Source organism: Allobosea thiooxidans (assembly GCF_900168195.1).
Taxonomy (GTDB): Bacteria; Pseudomonadota; Alphaproteobacteria; order Rhizobiales; family Beijerinckiaceae; genus Allobosea; species Allobosea thiooxidans.
This window is the reverse complement of the sequence record NZ_FUYX01000008.1, coordinates 80,401-102,318: the sequence shown is the minus strand read 5'-3', so window position 1 is coordinate 102,318 and position 21,918 is coordinate 80,401. Positions and strand designations below refer to the sequence as shown.

Annotated in this window: 20 protein-coding genes; 6 read left to right on the top strand and 14 right to left on the bottom strand. The window is 68.1% G+C overall.

The features are described 5' to 3' along the window. Positions 1-158: 158 nt before the first annotated feature. Together B5Y19_RS15485 and B5Y19_RS15480 are read left to right on the top strand one after the other, a co-directional pair. Positions 159-1,646 (top strand): M81 family metallopeptidase, encoded by a 1,488-nt coding sequence (locus B5Y19_RS15485; RefSeq protein ID WP_055727715.1) that lies wholly within the window; start codon positions 159-161, stop codon positions 1,644-1,646. Between the two features lie 200 nt (positions 1,647-1,846). Beyond that, positions 1,847-4,222, top strand: a complete 2,376-nt coding sequence (locus tag B5Y19_RS15480; protein ID WP_079591685.1) for a heavy metal translocating P-type ATPase — start codon at positions 1,847-1,849, stop codon at positions 4,220-4,222. A 44-nt stretch (positions 4,223-4,266) separates the two neighbouring features. Here B5Y19_RS15480 and B5Y19_RS15475 read toward each other — a convergent pair whose 3' ends face one another. Next, the gene (locus B5Y19_RS15475) at positions 4,267-4,596 is read right to left on the bottom strand and encodes a hypothetical protein (protein WP_055727713.1); all 330 of its coding nucleotides are present in this window, start codon (positions 4,594-4,596) and stop codon (positions 4,267-4,269) included. Positions 4,597-5,156: 560 nt separating this feature from the next. Here B5Y19_RS15475 and B5Y19_RS15470 point away from each other — a divergent pair. The 3 genes from B5Y19_RS15470 (at position 5,157) to B5Y19_RS15460 (ending at position 8,450) form a co-directional block, all read left to right on the top strand. After that, positions 5,157-5,312 (top strand): DUF1127 domain-containing protein, encoded by a 156-nt coding sequence (locus B5Y19_RS15470; RefSeq protein ID WP_079591684.1) that lies wholly within the window; start codon positions 5,157-5,159, stop codon positions 5,310-5,312. Positions 5,313-5,611: 299 nt separating this feature from the next. Further along, positions 5,612-7,018: a methylenetetrahydrofolate--tRNA-(uracil(54)-C(5))-methyltransferase (FADH(2)-oxidizing) TrmFO gene (trmFO, locus tag B5Y19_RS15465; RefSeq protein WP_055727712.1), complete on the top strand. Its 1,407-nt coding sequence runs from the start codon at positions 5,612-5,614 to the stop codon at positions 7,016-7,018. 124 nt (positions 7,019-7,142) lie between these two features. Next, positions 7,143-8,450 (top strand): MFS transporter, encoded by a 1,308-nt coding sequence (locus tag B5Y19_RS15460; RefSeq protein WP_055727711.1) that lies wholly within the window; start codon positions 7,143-7,145, stop codon positions 8,448-8,450. An 18-nt stretch (positions 8,451-8,468) separates the two neighbouring features. On the opposite strand, the gene B5Y19_RS15455 is transcribed toward B5Y19_RS15460, so the two are convergent. The 5 genes from B5Y19_RS15455 to yajC form a co-directional block, all read right to left on the bottom strand. Beyond that, a complete protein-coding gene (locus tag B5Y19_RS15455) occupies positions 8,469-9,356 on the bottom strand; it encodes a phytoene/squalene synthase family protein (RefSeq protein WP_079591683.1) in 888 nt (295 codons plus the stop codon). 109 nt (positions 9,357-9,465) lie between these two features. After that, positions 9,466-9,843, bottom strand: coding sequence for an Mth938-like domain-containing protein (locus tag B5Y19_RS15450; RefSeq protein ID WP_055727710.1), 378 nt, complete (start codon positions 9,841-9,843; stop codon positions 9,466-9,468). Positions 9,844-9,973: 130 nt separating this feature from the next. Next, positions 9,974-10,933, bottom strand: a complete 960-nt coding sequence (secF, locus tag B5Y19_RS15445) for a protein translocase subunit SecF (protein ID WP_055727821.1) — start codon at positions 10,931-10,933, stop codon at positions 9,974-9,976. Between the two features lie 33 nt (positions 10,934-10,966). Next, entirely contained in the window at positions 10,967-12,577 is a 1,611-nt protein-coding gene (gene secD / locus B5Y19_RS15440; RefSeq protein ID WP_055727709.1) for a protein translocase subunit SecD, read from the bottom strand. Between the two features lie 61 nt (positions 12,578-12,638). After that, positions 12,639-12,992, bottom strand: coding sequence for a preprotein translocase subunit YajC (gene yajC / locus B5Y19_RS15435; protein ID WP_055727708.1), 354 nt, complete (start codon positions 12,990-12,992; stop codon positions 12,639-12,641). A 248-nt stretch (positions 12,993-13,240) separates the two neighbouring features. Here yajC and B5Y19_RS15430 point away from each other — a divergent pair, with 248 nt between their 5' ends. Beyond that, the gene (locus B5Y19_RS15430) at positions 13,241-14,125 is read left to right on the top strand and encodes an ATP-binding protein (protein ID WP_055727707.1); all 885 of its coding nucleotides are present in this window, start codon (positions 13,241-13,243) and stop codon (positions 14,123-14,125) included. 240 nt (positions 14,126-14,365) lie between these two features. Here the strand turns inward: B5Y19_RS15430 and B5Y19_RS15425 are convergent, their stop codons facing one another. From B5Y19_RS15425 to B5Y19_RS15390, 8 genes are all read right to left on the bottom strand, one after another. Beyond that, positions 14,366-15,703 (bottom strand): peptidoglycan DD-metalloendopeptidase family protein, encoded by a 1,338-nt coding sequence (locus tag B5Y19_RS15425; RefSeq protein ID WP_055727706.1) that lies wholly within the window; start codon positions 15,701-15,703, stop codon positions 14,366-14,368. Positions 15,704-15,863: 160 nt separating this feature from the next. Beyond that, positions 15,864-16,526 (bottom strand): protein-L-isoaspartate O-methyltransferase family protein, encoded by a 663-nt coding sequence (locus B5Y19_RS15420; protein ID WP_055727705.1) that lies wholly within the window; start codon positions 16,524-16,526, stop codon positions 15,864-15,866. A 19-nt stretch (positions 16,527-16,545) separates the two neighbouring features. Beyond that, entirely contained in the window at positions 16,546-17,307 is a 762-nt protein-coding gene (gene surE / locus B5Y19_RS15415) for a 5'/3'-nucleotidase SurE (protein WP_055727704.1), read from the bottom strand. Between the two features lies 1 nt (position 17,308). Further along, positions 17,309-18,610 carry a serine--tRNA ligase gene (serS, locus tag B5Y19_RS15410; RefSeq protein ID WP_055727703.1) on the bottom strand — a complete coding sequence of 434 codons (1,302 nt, stop codon included), beginning with the start codon at positions 18,608-18,610 and terminating at the stop codon, positions 17,309-17,311. A gap of 202 nt (positions 18,611-18,812) precedes the next feature. Then, a complete protein-coding gene (gene tatC / locus B5Y19_RS15405) occupies positions 18,813-19,625 on the bottom strand; it encodes a twin-arginine translocase subunit TatC (protein WP_055727702.1) in 813 nt (270 codons plus the stop codon). Beyond that, positions 19,622-20,314 (bottom strand): Sec-independent protein translocase protein TatB, encoded by a 693-nt coding sequence (tatB, locus tag B5Y19_RS15400; protein ID WP_055727701.1) that lies wholly within the window; start codon positions 20,312-20,314, stop codon positions 19,622-19,624. The genes tatC and tatB overlap by 4 nt, the downstream gene beginning before the upstream one ends. 155 nt (positions 20,315-20,469) lie before the next feature. Next, positions 20,470-20,715, bottom strand: coding sequence for a twin-arginine translocase TatA/TatE family subunit (locus tag B5Y19_RS15395; protein ID WP_055727700.1), 246 nt, complete (start codon positions 20,713-20,715; stop codon positions 20,470-20,472). A gap of 81 nt (positions 20,716-20,796) precedes the next feature. Beyond that, positions 20,797-21,837, bottom strand: coding sequence for an ABC transporter ATP-binding protein (locus B5Y19_RS15390; RefSeq protein WP_079591682.1), 1,041 nt, complete (start codon positions 21,835-21,837; stop codon positions 20,797-20,799). Positions 21,838-21,918 lie beyond the last annotated feature (81 nt).

The window sequence follows — 21,918 nt, the reverse complement described above, 5'->3', positions numbered from 1 at the left end:
GGCGCCGGCCTTCCGGCGCGCCGAGGACAACATGAAACGGGGAGTTGGCGCGGCCTGTCAAAGCACTCGCGTTTCTTCGCATGGAACAATGGTAGCTTGATCCGGAACAATCCAGCAGCCGAGATGCGGGCCTCGTGAGCAAGGGAGCCTCGCCGATCATGTCCCAGCGCCGCCGCATCCTGTTCGGATCACTGTTCCATGAGACGCACAGCTTCGTCGACGAGACCACGCGGCTCTCCGATTTCACCATCCGCAGGGGCGGGGAGCTCCTGCGCCGCCGCGGCGACGGCTCGACCGTCGACGGCTTCCTCGAGGTCGCGGAGGCGCAGGGCTGGGAGGCCGTGCCCACGGTCTGCTACACCGCCCTGCCCTCGGGCACCGTCGACCATGCCGCATTCGCGCATTTCCTGGCCGAGTTCGATGCCGCGCTGAAGGCAGCCCTCGCTGCAGGCAAGCTCGACGGCATCTGGCTCGCCTTGCATGGCGCGATGGTCACCACCGCCTGCCCCGATCCGGAAGGCACGCTGCTCGCCCACATCCGCTCGGTCCCCGGCTGCGAGGAGCTGCCGGTCTTCGGCGTCTTCGACCTGCACGCCAATTTCACCGCCGCCATGGCCGAACATGCCAACGCCCTCGTCGCCTATCGCGAGAACCCGCACACGGACGCTCGCGAATCCGCCGTGCGCTCGGCCCGGCTGCTGGCACGGGCGCTGGACGAAGGCAGGCGCCCGCGCATGCTCTCCTGCAACGCGCCCGTGATCTGGCCGCCGACCGGCACCGGCACGGCCGACCGGCCGATGCGCGATCTCGAGGCCCTCGCCCGCCGGATGGAGCAGGAAAACCCCGATATCTGGGTCGCGAGCGTCATCGGCGGCTACTCCTTCTCCGATGTGCCCGAGGCAGGCGTCGCCTTCGCGGTCGCCTTTACCGGGCCGGAGGCCGCAGCCCGCGAGGCACTGGAACGCCTGACCGCGACGGCGACCGAGCTGCGCGAGCTCGGCCTGCCGGCGGAATGGGACCTCGACGAGGCCGTCGCCGAGATCCTGCGCTCGCCCGGCGGCCCCTATGTCGTGGTCGAGCCGGCCGACAATATCGGCGGCGGCGCGCCGGGCGACGCCACCTCGGTGCTGCGCGCCTTCCTGCGCCACGGCGTCGAGAACTGCGCGGTCGCCATCGCCGACCCTGCGGCGGTCGCCGCAATGGCGGGCGCCAAGCCCGGCGAGGTCCGCAAGCTCTCGATCGGCGGCAAGGGCAGCGCCATCGCCGAAGGGCCGGTCGAGGCCGAGGCACGCTTTATCAGCGCAAGCGACGGTGAATTCGCGCTGGAGGATCTCAACAGCCATCTCGCGGCGTCGCAGGGCTCGCATTTCAGCATGGGGCCCTGCGTGGTGGTGCAGGTCGAGGGCGTCACCGTGCTGCTGAGCAGCCGCAAGACGCCGCCCTTCGATCTCGGCCAGCTGCGCTCGCAGGGCATCCAGCCCGAAGCGCTGAAGGCGATCGGCGTCAAGGCGGCAGTGGCGCACCGGCGCGCCTATGACAAGATCGCCAAGGGCAGCTTCACGGTCACGACGCCCGGCCCTTGCACCAGCCGGATCACCGGCCTGCCCTACAAGCGCCTGCGCCGGCCGGTGTTTCCGCTCGATTGAGGCAAACCGTCATTCTCGGGCGAAGCGCAGACCCGAGAATCTCTTTCCGAGATGGCCCAAGGAGCCTCCCCAGCCTGAAATGCTCGGGTCGAGCCCGAGCATGACGGCTATGTGCCTGGCGTGCATTTTCCCTCTTGAACCTGAAGTGGCTACAGCTTGTAGAGAGTGTGTCCCGTAGAGAAGTGAGACGGAGACACGTCATGGCCGCCCATCCCGAAGCCGCAACCAAGACCCTGTCCTGGAAGGTCGGCGGCATGGACTGTGCCAGCTGCGCGACAAAGATCCGCGGCGCGGTCGAGCGGTTGCCTGGCGTCAGCGACGTCAAGCTCTCGGTCATGTCGGAGACGCTGACGCTCTCGCTCGATGCGGGCCGGACGACGCCCGAGGCGATCGAGAAGCGTGTGAACGGCCTCGGCTACACCACCGCCGCGCTGGCTGCCTCGCATGCGAGCGCCCCGGTGGCGAAGCAGGAGAGCTGCTGCGGCGGGCACGGCCACGACGACCACGATCATGCGCATGACCACGGCAAGCATGAGCACGGCGAAGCCTGCCGCTCGGGCCATGCCCACAGCCACGATCACAAGCACGACCACGCCGGTCATGATCATGCCGGCCACGGCCACGGCCCGAAGGCTGCCGGGGCCGCAGCCGCCAAGGATCACGGCCATGGCCTGCCGGGCCATGTCCATGAGGTGACGCCCGATGGCGCGCATTGGTACCAGACCGGCAAGGGCCGCCTCGTCATCGGCACCGGCCTGCTTCTCGGCGCGGCCTATGTCGCCGGCCTGATCTGGCCTGGCATCGGCCATTGGGCCTTCATCCTGGCCTGCGTCATCGGCGTGCTGCCGGTGGCGAAGCGCGCCTTCGCCGCCGCTCTCGCGGGCATTCCCTTCACCATCGAGATGCTGATGACGATCGCCGCCGTCGGCGCGCTCTTCATCGGCGCAGCCGAGGAAGCGGCGCTGGTCGTCTTCCTCTTCGCCGTCGGCGAGGTGCTGGAAGGCGTCGCGGCCGACCGCGCCCGCGCCTCGATCCGCGCGCTGGGCGATCTCGTGCCCAAGACCGCCCTGGTCGAGGAGAACGGCGCGACCCGCCAGGTCGACGCCGCGAGCCTGAAGATCGGCCAGACCGTGCTGGTCCGCCCCGGCGACCGCATCCCGGCCGACGGCGAGATCACCGACGGCATCTCCGGCATCGACGAGAGCCCGGTCACCGGCGAATCCGTGCCGAAGACCAAGGGTGTCGGCGAGCCGGTCTTCGCCGGCTCGGTCAACCGCGAGGCGGCTTTGCGCGTGCGCGTCGACAAGGCGGCAGAGGACAACACCATCGCCCGCATCATCCGCCTGGTCGAGGAGGCGCAGGAGGCGCGCGCACCGACCGAGCGCTTCATCGACCGCTTCTCGCGCTGGTACATGCCGGCGATCGTCGGGCTCGCCCTGGCTGTCGCGCTGGTGCCCCCGCTCCTGCTCGGCGCCGAATGGTCGGTCTGGATCTACCGGGCGCTGGCTCTGCTCCTGATCGGCTGCCCCTGCGCGCTGGTCATCTCGGTTCCCGCCTCGATCGCCGCCGCGCTCTCTGCCGGCGCCCGCCAGGGCCTGCTGATGAAGGGTGGCGTCGTCATCGAGACCGCCGCAAAGACCGGCCTCGTTGCCTTCGACAAGACCGGCACGCTGACTCAGGGGCGGCCGCGCGTCACCGACATCGTCGCCTTCTCCGGCAGCGAGGCCGAGGTCCTGGCGCTGGCCGCCGCGGTCGAGCACGGCTCCGCCCATCCCCTCGCGGAGGCGGTGCTCGAGCGCGCCCGTGCCGATGGCGTCGCCTACGCTCCGGCCGCCGAGGCCGCGGCGCTCGCCGGCCAGGGCGTCACCGGGAAGGTCGATGGCCGCGCCGTCTTCGTCGGCGCCCCGCGCCATGCCGAAAGCCGGGCGCCCTTCGACGGGCGCGCCCGAGCCGCTGCGGAAGAGCTGGAATCGGCAGGCAAGACGGTCGCCGCCATCGTGGTCGACGGCGCCCTGGCCGGGCTGGTCGCGCTGCGCGACGAGCCGCGCGAGGACGCGGCTGCCGCCATCGCCGAGCTCAAGGCGATGGGCATCCGCTCGGCCATGCTGACCGGCGACAATGCCCGCACCGGCGCCGCCATCGCCGGCACCCTCGGCATGGAGCACAAGGCCGAGCTGATGCCGGACGACAAGGTCGCGGCGATCAAGGCCTTCGCCGCGCAAACCCCGGTGATGATGGTCGGCGACGGCATCAACGACGCGCCCGCCCTTGCCGCGGCCGGGATCGGCATCGCCATGGGCTCGGGCACCGACGTCGCACTCGAGACCGCCGATGGCGCCGTCCTCAAGAGCCGCGTCCGCGATGTCGCCGCGCTGATCCGGCTGGCGCGGGCAGCGATGGCCAACATCCACACCAACATCACCATCGCGCTTGGGCTGAAGGCAGTGTTCCTAGTCTCCAGCGTGCTGGGCTATACGGGGCTCTGGGTCGCGATCCTAGCCGACACCGGTGCAACCGTGATCGTCACCGCCAACGCGCTGCGGCTGCTGCGCTTCGACGCCGGCAAGGCGAACTGAAGTTCGCCGCCTGCGGCCGGGAGGGTTCTGCCCCGGCCGCGGTTTCAGACGGTGAGGTCCGCGAGCGCACCGGTGCGGAGCTCGGCCTTCTCCTCCATCTGCCGGAGAATCTCGTCGCGGACCTTGGCCATCACCTCCGACTTCACCTTGGCGTCGAGCCGGTTGAATTCCTCTTCGGTCATGCCGAGCTTGTCCAGGATCGCCTTCTGGACCCGTTCCTCCGGCGTCATGCGGGCGAACTTCAGGAACTCCGTCTCGACCGAGGACGAAAGCGGGGAGCTCGCGCCGCCCTGTTTCGTCTCATCCGCCGCCGGCCGTGTCGTTGCAGCCGGCGAAAGGTTCGGCCAGCTCGAAGTCGAGAACGAGATCGTCATCGCATGCTCCTGTCTGTCGCCGCTCGACAGGCAAGAGGCAGGCCGCGGGGCGCGCGAAGGCGGCAGGCTGGGAATTCAACGACTTGACCGGCCCGTCTGCCACAGAGCCGTTTCCCGGAACCGGAAGGCCGGCAATTCCTGCCCGGCAATCGTCGCCGGGCCAAGATGCCGCAGTCGCCAGGGAGAGGCTCGGCGCGCGGGTAATTTTCGTGCGCGGGCGAGGCTGTTTTGCAATGCAATATTACTCGACTGGCGAGTCGGCTTAATTCGCAGATGCAACATGCCTATTTTGGAGCCTTTGATAATTCAAAATCAGGAACAGATTGCTTATTTGCCCAATTAATAGGCGAGCAATTTCCTAAATTTTGCCACAAGCGTTACGGTGAACGCGGGTCAACCCGTCGAAAATGACCGCAAACTTAACTGGTCATGCGATTGATGCATGACAGAGCTGATGTGGAGCCTCTGTTTGAAGCAGGCAGCCTGTCTTATATGCAGTGCACAACGAATTTATCGCTGTGGGCCCCGACCCGCTCCGGAACATCGCAAGGAAGACCACCATGTTTGTCACCATGATCGCCGCCAAAATTCGCGCCTATCTCCGCTATCGCGAGACCGTCCGCGAGCTCTCCCGCCTGACCGACCGCGAGCTGGACGATCTCGGCCTGTCGCGCTCGGAGATCGCCTTCATCGCCCGCTCGCACGCTGCGGCCTGAAGTCGCTGAATGAGAACCGCCGCGCATCCGGCGCGGCGTGTTCCAAGTAGTTTCTCCTGAGGCTCGTGTTTCCCCTCCCCTCGAGCTTCGGTCGAAGAGCGAATGCCCGCCTCACGGCGGGCATTTTGCATTTCCGGGCCCTGCCCGTCGCGTCATTGCGAGCGTAGCGAAGCAATCCAGTGGGACGGGTCTGAACCATCCGGCCCTGCCGCCCTTGCTTCGTCGCTTTGATCTTCGCAATGACAGCAATCCGGCCTCAGGCCCTTGACCTGCAGGCCGGCTGCGGACACATCGCAGCCATGGAACCCGTACATATCATCGGCGGCGGGCTCGCCGGCTCCGAAGCCGCCTGGCAGATCGCCCAGGCCGGCGTCCCGGTCGTCATCCACGAGATGCGCCCCGTGCGCGGCACCGACGCGCACAAGACGGAAGGACTGGCCGAGCTCGTCTGCTCGAACTCCTTCCGTTCAGACGATGCCCAGAGCAACGCCGTCGGCCAGCTCCATTGGGAGATGCGCCACCTCGGCTCGCTGATCATGGCCCAGGGCGACGCCCATCAGGTGCCGGCCGGCGGCGCGCTTGCCGTCGACCGCGACGGCTTCTCTCAAGGCGTCACCGCGGCGCTGGAGGCCCACCCGCTCGTCACCATCGATCGCGGCGAGATCGCCGGCCTGCCCCCGGCCGCGTGGAGCAACGTGATCATCGCGACCGGCCCGCTGACCTCGCCGGCCTTGGCTCAGGGCCTGCAAACGCTCACCGGCGAGGATTCGCTCGCCTTCTTCGACGCCATCGCCCCCATCGTCTATTTCGATTCGATCGACATGGACACGGCCTGGTTCCAGTCGCGCTACGACAAGGCAGGCCCCGGCGGCACCGGCGCCGACTACATCAACTGCCCGCTCGACCGCGACCAGTACGAAGCCTTCATCGACGCGCTGATCGCCGCCGAGAAGACCGAGTTCAAGGAATGGGAGGGCACGCCCTATTTCGACGGCTGCCTGCCGATCGAGGTCATGGCCGAGCGTGGCCGCGAGACGCTGCGCTGGGGTCCGATGAAGCCGGTCGGCCTCACCAACAGGCACAACCCGACCGTGAAGGCCTATGCCGTGGTCCAGCTGCGGCAGGACAACGCGCTCGGCACGCTGTTCAACATGACCGGCTTCCAGACCAAGCTGAAATATGGCGAGCAGTCCCGCATCTTCCGGCTGATCCCCGGCCTGCAGAATGCCGAGTTCGCCCGGCTCGGCGGCATCCACCGCAACACCTATCTCAACTCGCCGAAGCTGCTCGACGCGCGCCTGCGGCTGAAAGCCGACCAGCGCCTGCGCTTCGCCGGCCAGATCACCGGCTGCGAGGGCTATGTCGAGAGCGCCGCCACCGGCCTGCTCGCCGGCCGCATGGCCGCCGCCGAGCGGCTCGGCCGCGACCTGCCGCTGCCGCCGCCGGCCACGGCGCTGGGCGCGCTGGTCAACCACATCACCGGCGGGCACATCGTCACCATCGACGAGGGGCCGCGCTCCTTCCAGCCGATGAACATCAATTTCGGGCTGTTCCCGCATCCCGACCAGGCCGTCACCCACGGTCCCGACGGCAAGCGCCTCAAGGGCCCGGCCAAGAGCCTCGCCCGCAAGCAGGCACTGACGGCACGCGCCAAGGTCGAGATGGAGCGCTGGGCGACCGGTTTGATGGAAGCCGTGCCGGCCTGATCTAGCCATGCATCCAACAGATGACGGAAGGTCATTCGCATGGGCGTCACGCTCGTGAGGCATGGGTAGAGCCGTCATTGTCGACTAACAGGTCTCCGACAACAATCCGGAGGCCCTTGGGACAATGGCAGCAACGACGAAGGCCGGCGGCGCGAGCCCGGCCAATATCCGCAAGGCAGTGACGGCCGCCACGGTCGGCACGGTGATCGAATGGTATGACTACGCGCTCTACGGCGCCGCCTCCGGCCTGATCATCAACAAGCTCTTCTTCCCCAATCTCTCGCCGACCACCGGCGTCCTCGCCGCCTTCGCGACCTTCGCCGTCGGCTATTTCGCCCGCCCCGTCGGCGGCATCGTGATCTCGCATATCGGCGACAAGTTCGGCCGCAAGCCGGCGCTGATCCTGACCATCGCGCTGATGGGCCTCGCCACCGTGCTGATGGGCCTGCTGCCGACCTATGAGACGATCGGCATCATGGCGCCCGTCCTGCTGGTGCTGATGCGCCTGATCCAGGGCTTCGGCGCCGGCGCCGAACTCGCGGGCGCGATCGTGCTGGTGGCGGAATACGCGCCGCCCGAGAAGCGCGCCTTCTATACCGGCCTGCCCAACGCGGCCACGCTGGTCGGCATCATGCTGGCGACGCTGTCCTTCCTGACGATCTCCTACCTGCCCGAGCAGATGCTGCTGGGCTGGGCCTGGCGCGTGCCCTTCCTTCTCTCCGGCGTGCTGTTCTTCGTCGCGCTCTACATCCGCAAGCATCTCGACGAGACGCCGGAATATGTGGAGGCCATGGCGCGTGCCGAGCAGCGCAAGCACGAGCAGCAGGTTCCGATCGGCGAGCTTTTCCGCAACAGCCCGAAGGAGGTCCTGTTCGGCTTCCTCTCGGTGACCGCCCACAACGCCAACGCCTATATCCTCAGCGCCTTCTCGCTGAGCTACATGGCCAACACGGTCGGCATGAGCCGGACGGACGGCCTGATCGCCGTCACCATCGGCTCGCTCTTCGGCATCGTCGGCGTCGGTTTCATGGGCGCGCTGGCGGACAGGATCGGGGCGGCGACCGTCTACATCTTCGGCGCCGTCGTCATCGCGGTCCTCGCCTTCCCGCTGTTCTGGATGTTCGACACCGGCAGCCTGCTCTGGTCGACGGTCGGCATCGCGCTCGGCTACGGGCTCGGCTTCGGCTCGACCTCGGGCGCGCAGGGCGCGTTCCTCACCAACCTCTTCCCGACGCGCTACCGCTTCTCGGGGTTGGCGATGTCGCGTGAGCTGAACGGCGTGCTGGTCGCCGGCCCGACGCCCTTCATCGCGCAGGCGCTCGTCGGCGCGGCGGATGGCCGGCCGACCTATGTCGCCCTCTATATCATCGGCTGCTGCGTGCTCTCGATCATCGCGATCCTGGTGATCAGGCACCGCTCGGTCCACGTCTGAGGGGCCACCGCGGCCCGGTCAGCGCGACCGCGACGCCCGCCAGAGGATCCACTGCCGGCGCCAGGCCGGCAGTGTGATGATGGTGCGGTAGGGGTCGTAGCCCCGCTGCTCCATCCGCCTGAGATAGGGCTCGACCAGCGCCACGGGCAGGAAGGCCGGCTTCAGCGCCGGCGGAATCGTCTCGCCCAGGCCCGCGAGCTTCTTGAGATGGTTGCGGGCGATCTCCCGCAGCTCCTTCAGCGTGTAGAGAACGCCCGGCCCGCCGCGCCCGCGCACGATGTCGTCGCGGGTGACGCCGTTGCGGGCGAGGATGTCGGCCGGCAGATAGACCTGCCCCTCGGCCGCATGCCAGGGAAAGGCGCGCATCAACCCAGTCAGCGCATAGGCGACGCCGGCATGGCCGCAGGCCGTCGCCCCACCCGGATCGCGCCCGCCTGCCAGGATGATGCACGCCAGCCGGACCACCGCGCTCACGGTCTCGCCGGCATAGCCTTCGAGGTCGCGCAGCGAAGGCATCGGATCGTCGTAGAGGTCGAAGATGCGCGCATCGATCAGCGCCGTCAGCGGCGCGATCGGCAGGCGGTAGCGCCGAACTGTGTCGAGCAGGGCCGCGGCCACCGGATGCGCCTGCGTCTCGCCTGCCGCCTGGCCCTCGAGCACGTCGCGCCACCATTGCAGCCGGACCTCGCCCGGCAGCGGCTCGCTGACCAGCGCCCGTACCCGCGCGATCTCGAGGCTGAAGGCGTAGAGGGCATAGAGCGCCGCCCGGCGATCCTCGGGGGCATAGAGGCCGGCGATATAGCGGTCCTGATCCTGCTCGCGCACGAGCGCGGCGCAATGGGTATAGGCTTCCGGCAGGCGCGCCGGCGCGATTTCCCTGCGGTCGTCGGTTTCAGTCTGCGCCATGGTCCGGCCTCGGCCCGTCATCACTCGCCCCGGCCCGGCTAATGTAAGGCAAGCGCGGCGGCGCCGCTACGCGGCACATGGCCCGCTTTCCGAACTGCCGGCGGGCTCCCTACTCGATCGCGATCAGCGCGGCGGCGACGCGCCGGTCTTCGCCGACGAGGACATTATAGGTGCGGGCGGCCGCGCCCGTCGCCATGCCCTCGACAGCGATTCCGGCCTGCTTCAGAGGATCACGCAGAGCGGGCGGAATGAAGGCGATGTCCGCCCCGGTCCCGATCAGCAGGAAGTCGATGCTCCCGGCCTCGTCCAGCACCGGCTGCAGGCTCTCGATCGTCACCTCGGAAAAGCGCGTCACCGGCCAGATCCGGATACCGGCCGGGGTCGCGATGATCGAGCCCTTGTGGCTCATATCCGCGAAGCGGAAGCCGCCGGCCCCGATCGCGTCGAGCGGGAAGCGGCCGGGAACGAAGCCCTCGAAGCGCGGCATCTTATCTCTCTCCGGCCCCCGTCGCCGTCATTGCGAGAAGCGAAGCGACGAAGCAATCCAGGGGATTGGGTGGAACACTTCGGCCCCGCCCCTCGGGATGGCTTCGCTCCGCTCGCAATGACGGAGCTGCTCAGGCCTTGGCCTTGGCGGCCGAAGCCTTGGCCCGCGCCGCCTCCTGCGCCTCCTCGCGGGCGCCCGCCGAGCGGACATCCATGTAGAGCAGCACCGGCGTCGAGATGAACATCGCCGAATAGGTGCAGACCACGACGCCGAACAGCATGACCAGCGCGAAGCCTTCGATCGCGGTGCCGCCGAACAGCACCAGCGCCAGCAGCGACAGGAAGGTCGTCGTCGCCGTCATCGCGGTGCGCGACAGGGTCGAGTTGACCGAGAGGTCGAGGAGTTCGGCGACCGGCATGGTCTTGTAGCGGCGCAGCAATTCGCGCGTGCGGTCGAACACCACGACCGTCTCGTTCAGCGAGTAGCCGACGATGGTCAGGATCGCCGCGATCGAGGTCAGGTTGAACTCGAGCTGCGTGATCAGGAAGAAGCCGATGGTCAGCACGATGTCGTGCAGCGTGCCGAGGATCGCGCCGATCGCCAGCGGCATCTCGAAGCGGAACCAGAGATAGATCAGCACGCCGACGATCGCGAGCACGACGCCGAGCGTGCCGGCCTGGACCAGTTCGCCCGAGACGCGCGGACCGACCGTCTCGACGCGGCGGAACTCATATTGCGAGGCGAAGGCATCGCGCGCCTTCACCACCACCGCCTGCTGCGCCGTCTCGCCACCCGGCTGCATGCCGAAGCGCATCGAGACCTCGCCGGCGGTGCCGAACTCCTGCACCTCGGCCTCGCCGAAGCCGAGCCCGTTGGCGGTATGGCGGATCTGGGCGATGTCGACGGCACCGGCCTTGGACTGCATCTCGATCAGCGTGCCACCCTTGAAGTCGATGCCGAAATTCAGGCCGACCGTCAGGAAGAGCGTGATCACCAGGATCGAGTAGGCGGCCGACAGCGGATAGCTGAAGCGGCGGAACCAGACGAATTTGAAGCGGGTATTGTCGGGGACGATACGAAGCAGGCGCATGCGCATGGCCAATCTCCTGAAGGGCTGGCAGCGTCAGAACGGAAGGTGCTTGGGCTTGGCCCAGCGATACCAGACCGCGATCAGCATCCGGGTCAGCGTCACCGCCGTGATGACGGTGGTGAGAATGCCGAGGATGAAGACCACCGCGAAGCCGCGCACCGGGCCGGAGCCGAGCGAGAACAGCGCCACCGCCGCGATCAGCATGGTGACGTTCGAATCGATGATCGTCGCGAAGGCGCGCTGGAAGCCGGCTTCGAGCGCCGAGACGAGGCTGCGGCCCTGATGCTCCTCCTCGCGCATGCGCTCGTAGATCAGCACGTTCGAATCGACCGCCGTGCCGATGGTCAGCACGATGCCGGCGATGCCCGGCAGCGTCATCGTCGCGCCGAGGAACGACATCAGGCCGAAGATCAGGCCGACATGGACGAGGAGCGCGATGCTCGCGATGAGGCCGAAGATGCCGTAGGTCGCGAGCATGTAGATCACCACCAGCACGGTCGCGATCAGGGTCGCCATCTTGCCGGCCTGGATCGAATCGGCGCCGAGGCCGGGGCCGACGGTGCGTTCCTCGACGATGGTCATCTTGGCGGGCAGCGCGCCGGCACGCAGCAGGATCGAGAGGTTGTTGACCTGCTCGACCGTGAAGTTGCCGGAAATCTGGCCCGAGCCGCCCGTGATCGGCGACTGGATCACCGGCGAGGAGATCACCTTGTTGTCGAGCACGATCGCCAGCGGGCGGCCGAGATTCTCGGTGGTGATCTGGCCGAAGCGCTGGGCGCCGCGGATGTTGAAGCGGAAGTTCACGATCGGCTGGCCGGTGCGCGAATCGAAGGCCGGCTGCGCGTCGATCAGGTCGGCGCCGTCGACCGAGGGCTGGCGCAGAACCGGGACGGTCTGGCCGCCGGCATCCTGCGAGGGCAGCATGTCGACATCGGCGCTGTTGGCGTCGCCGACGAGGCGGAATTCGAGCTTGGCGGTATCGCCGAGGATCTGCTTCAGGCGCTGCGGGTCCTGCAGGCCCGGCACCTGCACCAGGATGCGGTCGAGGCCCTGGCGCTGGATGTTCGGCTCAGTCGTTCCAAGAGCGTCGACGCGCCGGCGCAGAACCTCCATCGCCTGCTCGACGGCGCGGCGGATGCGCTCGTTCGAGCCAGCTTCCGTCACGGTGAGCTGGATCAGCCCGTCGGGCTGCTCGGTGATGGCGATCGACTGGTTGCCGGAGGGCCCGAAGGCGCCGAGCGTGCCGATCGGCTGGGCGAGCTCGCGCAGCTTCGGCAGCACGCGGGCGCGCTCGGCCGCATCCGCGACGCGCATCTGGACGCCGCGCGTCGTGGTCTGGATGCCGCCCTGGATGCTGACGCGCTCCTCGCGCAGGATGCGGCGGACGTCGTCGCGCAGCTGGGTCACCTGGCTGCGCACCAGCTCGGCCCGGTCGATCTCGAGCAGGACGTGCGAGCCGCCCTGCAGGTCGAGGCCGAGCACCACCGCATGGATCGGCAGGAAGGCCCGCGGAATCCAGGACGGAGCGTTGGTTTCGATGGCCTTGCGCGTCTCCGGCGAGAACAGGTTCGGTACGGCGAGCCCGCAGCCGATGAACAGCACGAGCAGGACGAGAATGACCTTGCGGGCCTGGAGACGAAGCATCTGCGTGAACAGCCTTATTGCCGTGCCTCGAGCCCCTCGCGGGGCCCGGGCCGCCGCGTTCTTAGTTCTTGACCGGCTCGCTCTTGGAGCGGACGTCCTGGATCATGCCGCGCACGATGCGCACGCGCACGCCGTCGGCGATCTCGGCTTCCAGCTCGCCGTCGTCGACGACCTTCGAGACCTTCGCGATCAGACCGCCCGAGGTAACGATGGTGTCGCCGCGGCGCACGTTCTTGATCATCTCCTGATGGGTCTTGGCCCGGCGCTGCTGCGGACGGATGATCAGGAACCACATGATGACGAAGATCAGCAAGAACGGCACGAGCTGGATCAGCATGTCGGCGCCGCCACCGGCTCCTGTCGCCTGGGCGAATGCGGGGGTGATCACTGAAGAACTCCTCTCTGACGGCGGCATAGCAGGCCGCCGGCCGCAAGACGCGGCAAAAGCATCGCCCGGCCGGAAAATCGCGCGGACTATAGCCAGCAACGCCGTGAAATCAATCGGACGTACCCGGTCTCCCGGCCACGATCCCTCACCTATGGGCTTGCCGCCATTCGCGCAATGCCCCTTGCGCTCGATCCACGACGCGGTTTAGCTAGCCTTCGGAACCGTACCGGACGGTACGGTACGGTTCGACAGGACGAAATGAAGGCGCCAGTGCCATGACCACCACCGAAACCGCTCCCGACCAGACCCTCGCGACGCTGCTGCGCATTGCGGATGCGCTCGAGCGCATCGCCCCGCCCCGGCGCAAGCCCGCCGATCTCAAGGCCGCCGACGCCTTCGTCTGGCAGGCGGCTGGCTCCGAGCTCGTTCCGGTGCCGAAGGTCAACCGCGTCGCCCTCTCGCTCCTGCGCGGCGTCGATCGGGTGCGCGACACGCTGGCAGAGAACACCGAGCGCTTCGCCAAGGGGCTTCCGGCCAACAACGTCCTGCTCTGGGGCGCGCGCGGCATGGGCAAGTCCTCGCTGGTCAAGGCGGTCCATGCCGACACCAACCGGCGCCTCGCGAAGGGCGAGCTGCCGCTCAAGCTGATCGAGATCCACCGCGAGGACATCGAGAGCCTACCGGCGCTGATGGGCCTGCTGCGCAACGATCCGCACCGCGCCATCGTCTTCTGCGACGACCTGTCCTTCGACAGCGACGACACCTCGTACAAGTCGCTGAAGGCCGTGCTCGATGGCGGCGTCGAGGGCCGGCCCGAGAACGTCGTCTTCTACGCCACGTCGAATCGCCGGCATCTGCTGCCGCGCGACATGATGGACAACGAGCGCTCGACCTCGATCAATCCGGGCGAGGCCATCGAGGAGAAGGTCTCGCTCTCGGACCGCTTCGGCCTCTGGCTCGGCTTCCACAAATGCAGCCAGGACGAGTATCTGGAGATGATCAACGGCTATGCCGCCCATTTCGGGCTCGCGGTCGCGCCGGACGAGCTGCGCCGCGACGCGCTGGAATGGTCGACGACGCGCGGCTCCCGCTCCGGCCGTACCGCCTGGCAGTACATCCAGGACCTCGCCGGCCGGCTGGGCAAGAAGCTGGAAGGGTGAGGCCGCGCGGGCGGCCCCGTCATTGCGAGCGAAGCGAAGCAATCCAGGGGGAAGCGGGCCAAGCCGTTCAGCCCCGCCGCCCCTGGATTGCTTCGTCGCCTCGCGCCTCGCAATGACGACGACCAGACTGCGGAACGAACGAAAACGGGGCGGCCCTTCCTGGGCCGCCCCGTTCTTCTTCGATCGGGAGGGTCTCGCGAAACCGATCGAAATCCGAAATTGCCGCGCTGCGGATGCAGCTCAGTTGTTGAGATAGGGCGTCGGGTCGACCGGGGTCGATCCCTTGCGCAGCTCGAAGTGGAGCTGCGGCGAGGAGACGTTGCCGCTCTGGCCGGAATTCGCCACCACCTGGCCGCGCTTGACGCTGTCGCCGCGCTTGACCTTGAGCTCGCCATTATGGGCGTAGGCCGAGACATAGCCGTTGGGGTGGCGGATCAGGACGAGATTGCCGTAGCCCTTCAGCTCGCTGCCGGCATAGGCGACGGTGCCACCCTCGGCTGCCTTGACCGGCGTGCCTTCCGGAACCGCGATGTTGATGCCCTCATTGCCGCCCTTGCTGTAGCCGGAGATCACCCGGCCGCGGGCCGGCCAGCGGAAATCGGCCTTGTCGCTCGAGGAGACGGCCGCCTCCTCCTGCTTCGGCAGGCTGGCGGTGGTCTTCGGCTCGGGCGCGGGCTCGGCCTTCGGGATCGCGGCCGGCTTCGGCTCGGTCGCCGGCGCGCTCGCCACCACGACCGGCTTCGCCGGCTGCTGCGCCGGAGCGGCAGTCTTCACCGGCTGGACCGGCGCAGGCTTCGCCTCGGCGACGGGCCGCGCGCTGGGAACGGCGGAGCCGGTCTTGCGGGCATCGGCCTTGGCCTTGGCCTCGGCAGCAAAACGAGCACGTGATTCGCGCATCGCCTGGGCATCGGCGGCAGCCTTCGCCTTGGCTTCGGCCGCGGCAGCGACCTTCGCATCGGCAGCGGCCTTGGCCTGCGCCCTCGCATCGGCGACCGGAGCAGGCTGGCGGGCTGTCGGAGCCGGACCGGCGACGAAGCGCTGCGACGCGGCCGGAGCCTGCGCGACCTGCGGAGCCGAAGCGGCAGCGCCGCCGGCGTTGTAGACGGGAATGACGATGCGCGTACCCGGTGCGACATCGGCGTTGCTCAGCCCGTTCGCGGTCATCAGCGCCGAGCGCGGCACGCCGTAGCGCGACGAGATCATGTCGAGGCTCTCGCCCTGCGCGATCACGACCGGGGTGCCGCCCTGAGCGCTCCAGCCGGAGGCGCTGCCGGACACGGCCCGCGGCGGCGCCGAACCCAGCGCGACGGCCGATTGGGGCGGCGGCAGGGGCTGCGCACTCACGGGAGAAGACTGGATCGGCTGCAGCGGCACGCTCGCCGAGCGCCCGATCGAACCGGTGGTCGCCGGATCACGCACGGGCGCAGGCGCCTGCGCCGTCCGGAACGGATTGTCGAAGGGTGTCTCGGTGAAGCGCATCGTGTCCGAGGAGCAGGCGCTGACACCGACGGCAAGCAGGCAAACCGTCGAGAGGCGACGGAGAGCGCGATGATTGATCGATTCGGCTTGGCTACGCATGAACAGAGTACTCGCGAACGACGCAACTCGATGAAGGCCATTAAAGTCGTGTTGAGGTTACGAAAGTGTTTCTCTCGCGCGGCCTTCTTCACTTTTTTGCGTTCGTCGTCGCCGGCGCCCGGCGCAGCGCTCGCGAGCCCGTACCCACCTCGCCGGAGCCTCAGAGCGCCCGGGAAAGCCCCGGCGTCAGCGGCGGCAGGCGCAGGATCGGCCCAGTGGCGTGGTCGAACTGCCCGTCCTCATGGCGCGTGACCACGACGCGGCGCGCCGCGCCCTCGATGCGCAGCGCCCCGACCAGGCGCCCGCCCTCGGAAAGCCGCATCAGCAGCGCCTCGGGCACCGAATGGGTGACGCCGTTGACGAGGATGCGGTCGAACCGGCCGAGCGTGCGATCGGGCTGGAAGCCGTCGGCATGGCGCAGGTCGATCAGCTTGCCGAACCCGCTCCCGCTGACGCGCTCATGCGCCGCCAGCGCCAGCGAGCGATAGCGCTCGAGCGAAACCACCTCGCCGCCCAGCGCCGCGAGCAGCGCCGAGACATAGCCCGAGCCGGTCCCCACCTCGAGGACGCGCGCACCCGGCTGCATGTCGAGCGCGCCGAGCAGGTTGGCGACGGTATGGGGCGCCGTCATCGTCTGGCCGCAGGGCAGCGGCACCGAGACGTCCTCGCGCGCGAGATCGGCGAAGCGGGTCGGGGCGAAGCGGTCGCGCGGCACCCGTTCCATGGCGCGCAGCAACGCGAGGTCGCGCACGCCCCGCGCGCGCAGCGACAGCAGGAAGGCGACGGTGCGTTCGCCCTCGCTGGCCGGCACCTCCTCGCTCATGCCCCCTCCCCGCGGCCTCTCAGGCGAAGACCTGAGCGAAGCGCGTCAGCGTCGGCTCATGCGTCAGGTCGAGTTCGAGCGGGGTCACCGAGATGCGGTTCTCGGCCATGGCGCGCAGGTCGGTGCCGTTCGCCGGCTCCCTGCGGCTGCGCTGGAAGGCGATCCAGTAATAGGGATTGCCGCGCCCGTCCTTGCGGGGCTCGAGCTGGACCAGCTCCTGGTCGCGCCGGCCCTGGACCGTGACCGAGACGCCCTCGACCTCGCTCGGCCCGGCATTGGGGAAGTTGAGGTTGAACAGCACGCCCTCGGGAATCCCCTCCTCCAGCAGCCGGCGGATGATGCCCGGCGCATGGCTCTCGGCACAGTCCCAGCGGATGTTGTTGCGGTCGCCCGGCGTATAGGCCTGGCTGACGGCGATGGAGGGGATGCCGAGCAGCGTCCCCTCCATCGCCGCCGCGATGGTGCCGGAATAGGTCACGTCCTCGGCGACGTTCGAGCCGCGGTTGACGCCGGAGAGAACGAGATCGGGCTTCGCCTCGGCGAGGATCGAGCGCACCGCCATGATGACGCAGTCGGTCGGCGTGCCGGCGACGGCGAAGCGCTTCTCGCTGATCTGGCGCAGGCGCAGCGGGTTCGACAGCGACAGCGAATGCGCGACGCCGGACTGGTCGGTCTCGGGCGCCACGACCCAGACATCGTCGGAAAGCTGGCGCGCGATGCGCTCCAGCACGTCCAGGCCCTCGGCATGGATGCCGTCATCATTGGTGACAAGGATACGCATCTCAGGCCGCCTTCTCGATCTTGGTCACGCCGCGCATATAGGGCACTAGCACGTCGGGCACGCTGATCGAGCCGTCGGCGTTCTGGTAGTTCTCCATCACCGCGATCAGCGCCCGGCCGACCGCCGTGCCCGAACCGTTGAGGGTATGGACGAAGAACGGGCCCTTGCCGTCCTTCGTCTTGTAGCGGGCGTTCATCCGCCGCGCCTGGAAGTCGCCGCAGACCGAGCAGGACGAGATCTCGCGATAGGTCTTCTGCCCCGGCAGCCAGGCCTCGATGTCCCAGGTCTTCTGCGAGGCGAAGCCCATGTCGCCAGTGCACAAGGTCATCACGCGATAATGCAGGTCGAGCTTCTTCAGCACCGCCTCGGCGCAGGCGAGCATGCGCTCATGTTCCTCGCGCGACTTCTCCGGCGTCGTGATCGAGACGAGCTCGACCTTCTCGAACTGGTGCTGGCGCAGCATGCCGCGCGTATCGCGCCCGGCCGAGCCCGCCTCCGAGCGGAAGCAAGGCGTCAGCGCGGTGAATCGAAGCGGCAGCTCCTGCTCCGAAAGAATTGATTCCCTTGCCAGATTTGTCAGCGGAACTTCGGCGGTCGGGATCAGCCAGTGCTCCTCCCCGGCGCGGAACTGGTCCTCGCGGAATTTCGGCAGCTGCGCCGTGCCGAACATCGCGTCGTCACGCACCAGGAGCGGCGGATTCACTTCCGTATAGCCGTGCTCCTCGGTGTGGGTGTCGAGCATGAACTGCCCGATCGCCCGGCTCAGCCGCGCGATCTGGTTCTGGAGCACGACGAAGCGCGCGCCCGAAAGCTTGGCCGCCTTCTCGAAATCCATCTGGCCGAGGGCTTCGCCGAGCTCGAAATGCTGCTTCGGCTCGTTGACGCCCTTGAGCAGCCCGCGCTCCTCCGGCTTCACGCCATGGGCATGCAGCTGGACGTTGTCATGCTCGTCGACACCATCAGGCACGTCCTCGAAGGGCGTGTTCGGAATGGCGGCGAGCTTCTCGTCGAGCGCCTCCTTGGCGGCCCTCTCCTGCGCTTCCAGCCCCGGCTGCTCTTCCTTGAGCGCCGCGACCTCGGCCTTCAGCTTCTCGGCGAGCGCGACGTCCTTTGCGCCCATCGCCTTGCCGATCTCCTTGGAGAGCGCGTTGCGGCGTTCCTGCGTGGCCTGCGCCTTGGCGATGGCGGAGCGGCGGACATCGTCGAGTTCGAGCAGCGAGGGCGACAGCGGCGCGAGCCCCCGTCGCGTCAAGCCTCCATCGAACGCCGCGGCGTTCTCGCGAATCCATCTGATGTCGTACATCGTCGTCCGGCCATGCATCGCTGCGGAATGCAGCGCAGGATGCTCTAGACCGGGACGGCGCGGGAGGGAACCTCCGAGATCGGTATTCGACGCCGCGACCACATCATGCTCGGGCCAGTCCCGACCATCCACGCCTTCATCGGTGCAATGCGGCGCTCAAAACGTGGATGCCCGCCACAAGGGCGAGCATGACGATAGAGTCTTACTCCGCCGCGTCCTCTTCCGCCTTCGCGGCCTCGTGCTTCTTCTCAACGCGGCGCACCGAGAACACCGAGAGCTCGTAGAGCAGCATCATAGGGATCGCCAGCATCAGCTGCGAGATCACGTCCGGCGGGGTCAGCACCGCCGCGACGACGAAGACGAAGACGATGGCGTAGCGGCGCTTTTCCTTCAGGAACTTCGAATCGATGATTCCCGCCTGCCCGAGCAGCGTCAGGATCACCGGCAGCTGGAAGGCGATGCCGAAGGCGAAGATCAGCGTCATGATCAGCGAGAGATACTCGCTGACCTTCGGCAGGAGCGCGATGCCCGCCTGATTCTCGGTCGCGGCCTGCTGCATGCCGAGCGAGAACTTCATCAGCACCGGCATGGCGAAGAAGAACACCAGCAGCGCGCCGAGCGTGAAGAACACCGGCGTTGCCACGAGATAGGGCGCGAAGGCGGCCTTCTCGTTCTTGTAGAGGCCGGGCGCCACGAATTTGTAGATCTGGGTCGCGATCACCGGGAAGGCGAAGAAGCCGGCACCGAAGGCTGCGACCTTGATGTGCGTGAACAGCAGCTCGAGCGGGCCGGTATAGATCAGCTGCGCATTGGCGGCGCTGCCGGCGGCCCAGACATAGGGCAGCACCAGCAGGTTGTAGATCTGCGTCGAGAAGCCGAAGCAGACGAAGAACATGATCAGGAAGGCGATCAGCGACTTGATCAGCCGCGAGCGCAGCTCGATCAGATGCTCGATCAGCGGTGCGCGCGAGGCCTCGATCTCGTCCTCGCCCTCGCGAGGATTGGCGACGCTCATGCGGAAGTCTCCTCGCCCTTGGCGGTCGCGGCTTTCGGCTTGCGCTTGCGGGCGGGCTTGGGCGCCTCCTGGCTCTCCTCGGTCGAGGCAGCCTCCGGAAGCGAAGCATCGGGCTCAGCCGGCACCTCGGCCGCGGCCTTGCCGCGGCGTGCGCGCGCCGGCTTCGGGGTTTCAGCGGCCTCGCCCTGTCCGGCGACCGGCACAGCTTCGGCCACGGGAGCCGCTTCGGCCGCCGCCTCATCCTGCGCCTTCGCCTTGCGGGCGCGCTTCGGCTTGGCGGCGGGAACCGGCTCCGCCTCGGGTGTCGGCGTCTCGGCCGCAATGTCGGCGGGCGGCAGTTCCGGCACCGGCAGCGCGGCGAGCTTCGCCTCCGCTTCCTTCAACGCCGCCTCGTCGGGGGTGGCGGCGCCGGAAGCCGAAAAGTCCTTGGGCTGCTCGATCGGGTTGAAGTCGGTGTTGAGCGAGCTCGACACCGAGCCGCCGACATCTTCGACCTGCTTCTTGAGATCGGCGAGTTCGGCCTCGCGCATCGCCTCGTTGAACTGGCCCTGGAACTCGGCCGCCATGCGACGGACCTTGCCGATCGTCTGGCCGACCGTGCGCAGGGCTTTGGGCAGGTCCTTGGGGCCGATCACGACGAGCGCAACCGCGCCGATCAGCACCATCTCGCTCCAGGCGATGTCGAACATCGACGGCTCGTCCTCTCGGCGCGCCCTCCGCTCGGCCGCTTCAGGCGGACGGAGGATGCGCGCGCAACATCAGAAACCTGGGCCCGCCCCTGGCGCAGCGGCGTTTCGCCGCTGCAGACGGGCTCCGGGAGCTGCGCCGCTGCGGCGCAGCCGCATCAGGCCTTGTGCTCGGTCTTGGCCTGGGCCTGGGCGGCCGCGTTGCTGGCCTGCGTATGGTCGATCACCTTGGGATCGACATTGGTCGCGCTCGGCGTCGGCTCATCGTCCTCCGCCATACCCTTCTTGAACGATTTGATGCCCTTGGCGACATCGCCCATCAGCTCGGACACCTTGCCGCGCCCGAACAGCAGCATCACGATGACGCCGACGACGATCCAGTGCCAAATGCTCACGCCACCCATGGCGAAACTCCTCCGAAATTGCTTCGACCGGGGATAAGCCCCGACCAAATCCGTGCCCGGTCGATTGTTCGGCGGCGGAACCTATTGATCCGCGGCCGGAAACACAAGGACTTCGTCCGACGGAATCTCGACGCCGACCTCGTCCCCCACCGCGATCTCGTCCGACAGCGACGCCCGCACAGACAAGGCCCGGTCGAACCCTTCCACCGCGACCAGAAGGTGATCGAACTCGCCGAGAAAGCGCCGTGCCACCAGCCGCCCCGGCAGATAATAGCCCTTCGGCACGATCCGGACGCGATGGGGCCGGATGCAGACGATCGCGTCGCTTCCCTCCGGCATGTCCGGCGCCGCGAAACGGCCCAGCGGCGTGTCGACGGCGCCCCCGGCGACCCAGCCCTCGACCTCGGTAAAATCGCAGAAAAATCGGGCGGCAAAGAGGCTGGCGGGTGTCCGGTAGAGTTCCTCGCCGGTGCCGACCTGGATGATACGCCCGGCCCTCATCAGCACGATCCGGTCGGCGATGCGCATCGCATCCTCCGGGTCATGCGTCACGATGATCGAGGTCGCGCCGGTCTCTTCGAGCAGAGCCGCGGTCTCGTCGCGCACCACGTCGCGCAGCCGCCGGTCGAGATTCGAGAAGGGTTCGTCCATCAGCAGCACGCCGGGGCGCGGCGCAATGGCGCGGGCCAGCGCCACGCGCTGCTGCTCCCCCCCGGAGAGCATATGCGGATAGGCGCCGTAGAAATCGGCGAGCCCGACGCGGGCCAACGCCCGCAAGGCGGTGGCCTCCGCCGCTGCCGCACCCTGGCCGCGTAATCCGAAGCGGACATTCTCCCCCACCGTCAGGTGCGGGAACAGCGCATAATCCTGGAAGACGAAACCGACGCCGCGATGCTCCGGCTCGACGAAACGCGCCGGGTCGGACACGTCCCGCCCCTCCAGCAGGACGCGCCCGGCGCTGGGCCGTTCGACGCCAGCGGCGAGCCTGAGCAGCGTCGTCTTGCCGCAGCCCGATTGACCGAGCAGCGCGACGATCTCGCCCGGTCGCACCGTGAGCGAAACATCCGACAGCGCCGTCACGGCCCCGAAGCGCTGCGTCACGCCCTCGAAGCCGAGCGCCATCGGGATCGCCGCGCCGGCCGTTCCACGCCGGCCCCAGCCGAGCCATCCCGCTTTCGTTTCAGCCAAGGTCGACACAGCTCC

Coding starts and splice junctions, on each gene's coding strand:
- B5Y19_RS15485 (WP_055727715.1), top strand. CDS start 159: ATGTCCCAGCGCCGCCGCATCCTGTTCGGATCACTGTTCCATGAGACG.
- B5Y19_RS15480 (WP_079591685.1), top strand. CDS start 1,847: ATGGCCGCCCATCCCGAAGCCGCAACCAAGACCCTGTCCTGGAAGGTC.
- B5Y19_RS15475 (WP_055727713.1), bottom strand. CDS start 4,596: ATGACGATCTCGTTCTCGACTTCGAGCTGGCCGAACCTTTCGCCGGCT.
- B5Y19_RS15470 (WP_079591684.1), top strand. CDS start 5,157: ATGTTTGTCACCATGATCGCCGCCAAAATTCGCGCCTATCTCCGCTAT.
- trmFO (WP_055727712.1), top strand. CDS start 5,612: ATGGAACCCGTACATATCATCGGCGGCGGGCTCGCCGGCTCCGAAGCC.
- B5Y19_RS15460 (WP_055727711.1), top strand. CDS start 7,143: ATGGCAGCAACGACGAAGGCCGGCGGCGCGAGCCCGGCCAATATCCGC.
- B5Y19_RS15455 (WP_079591683.1), bottom strand. CDS start 9,356: ATGGCGCAGACTGAAACCGACGACCGCAGGGAAATCGCGCCGGCGCGC.
- B5Y19_RS15450 (WP_055727710.1), bottom strand. CDS start 9,843: ATGCCGCGCTTCGAGGGCTTCGTTCCCGGCCGCTTCCCGCTCGACGCG.
- secF (WP_055727821.1), bottom strand. CDS start 10,933: ATGCGCCTGCTTCGTATCGTCCCCGACAATACCCGCTTCAAATTCGTC.
- secD (WP_055727709.1), bottom strand. CDS start 12,577: ATGCTTCGTCTCCAGGCCCGCAAGGTCATTCTCGTCCTGCTCGTGCTG.
- yajC (WP_055727708.1), bottom strand. CDS start 12,992: ATGCCGCCGTCAGAGAGGAGTTCTTCAGTGATCACCCCCGCATTCGCC.
- B5Y19_RS15430 (WP_055727707.1), top strand. CDS start 13,241: ATGACCACCACCGAAACCGCTCCCGACCAGACCCTCGCGACGCTGCTG.
- B5Y19_RS15425 (WP_055727706.1), bottom strand. CDS start 15,703: ATGCGTAGCCAAGCCGAATCGATCAATCATCGCGCTCTCCGTCGCCTC.
- B5Y19_RS15420 (WP_055727705.1), bottom strand. CDS start 16,526: ATGAGCGAGGAGGTGCCGGCCAGCGAGGGCGAACGCACCGTCGCCTTC.
- surE (WP_055727704.1), bottom strand. CDS start 17,307: ATGCGTATCCTTGTCACCAATGATGACGGCATCCATGCCGAGGGCCTG.
- serS (WP_055727703.1), bottom strand. CDS start 18,610: ATGTACGACATCAGATGGATTCGCGAGAACGCCGCGGCGTTCGATGGA.
- tatC (WP_055727702.1), bottom strand. CDS start 19,625: ATGAGCGTCGCCAATCCTCGCGAGGGCGAGGACGAGATCGAGGCCTCG.
- tatB (WP_055727701.1), bottom strand. CDS start 20,314: ATGTTCGACATCGCCTGGAGCGAGATGGTGCTGATCGGCGCGGTTGCG.
- B5Y19_RS15395 (WP_055727700.1), bottom strand. CDS start 20,715: ATGGGTGGCGTGAGCATTTGGCACTGGATCGTCGTCGGCGTCATCGTG.
- B5Y19_RS15390 (WP_079591682.1), bottom strand. CDS start 21,837: ATGGCGCTCGGCTTCGAGGGCGTGACGCAGCGCTTCGGGGCCGTGACG.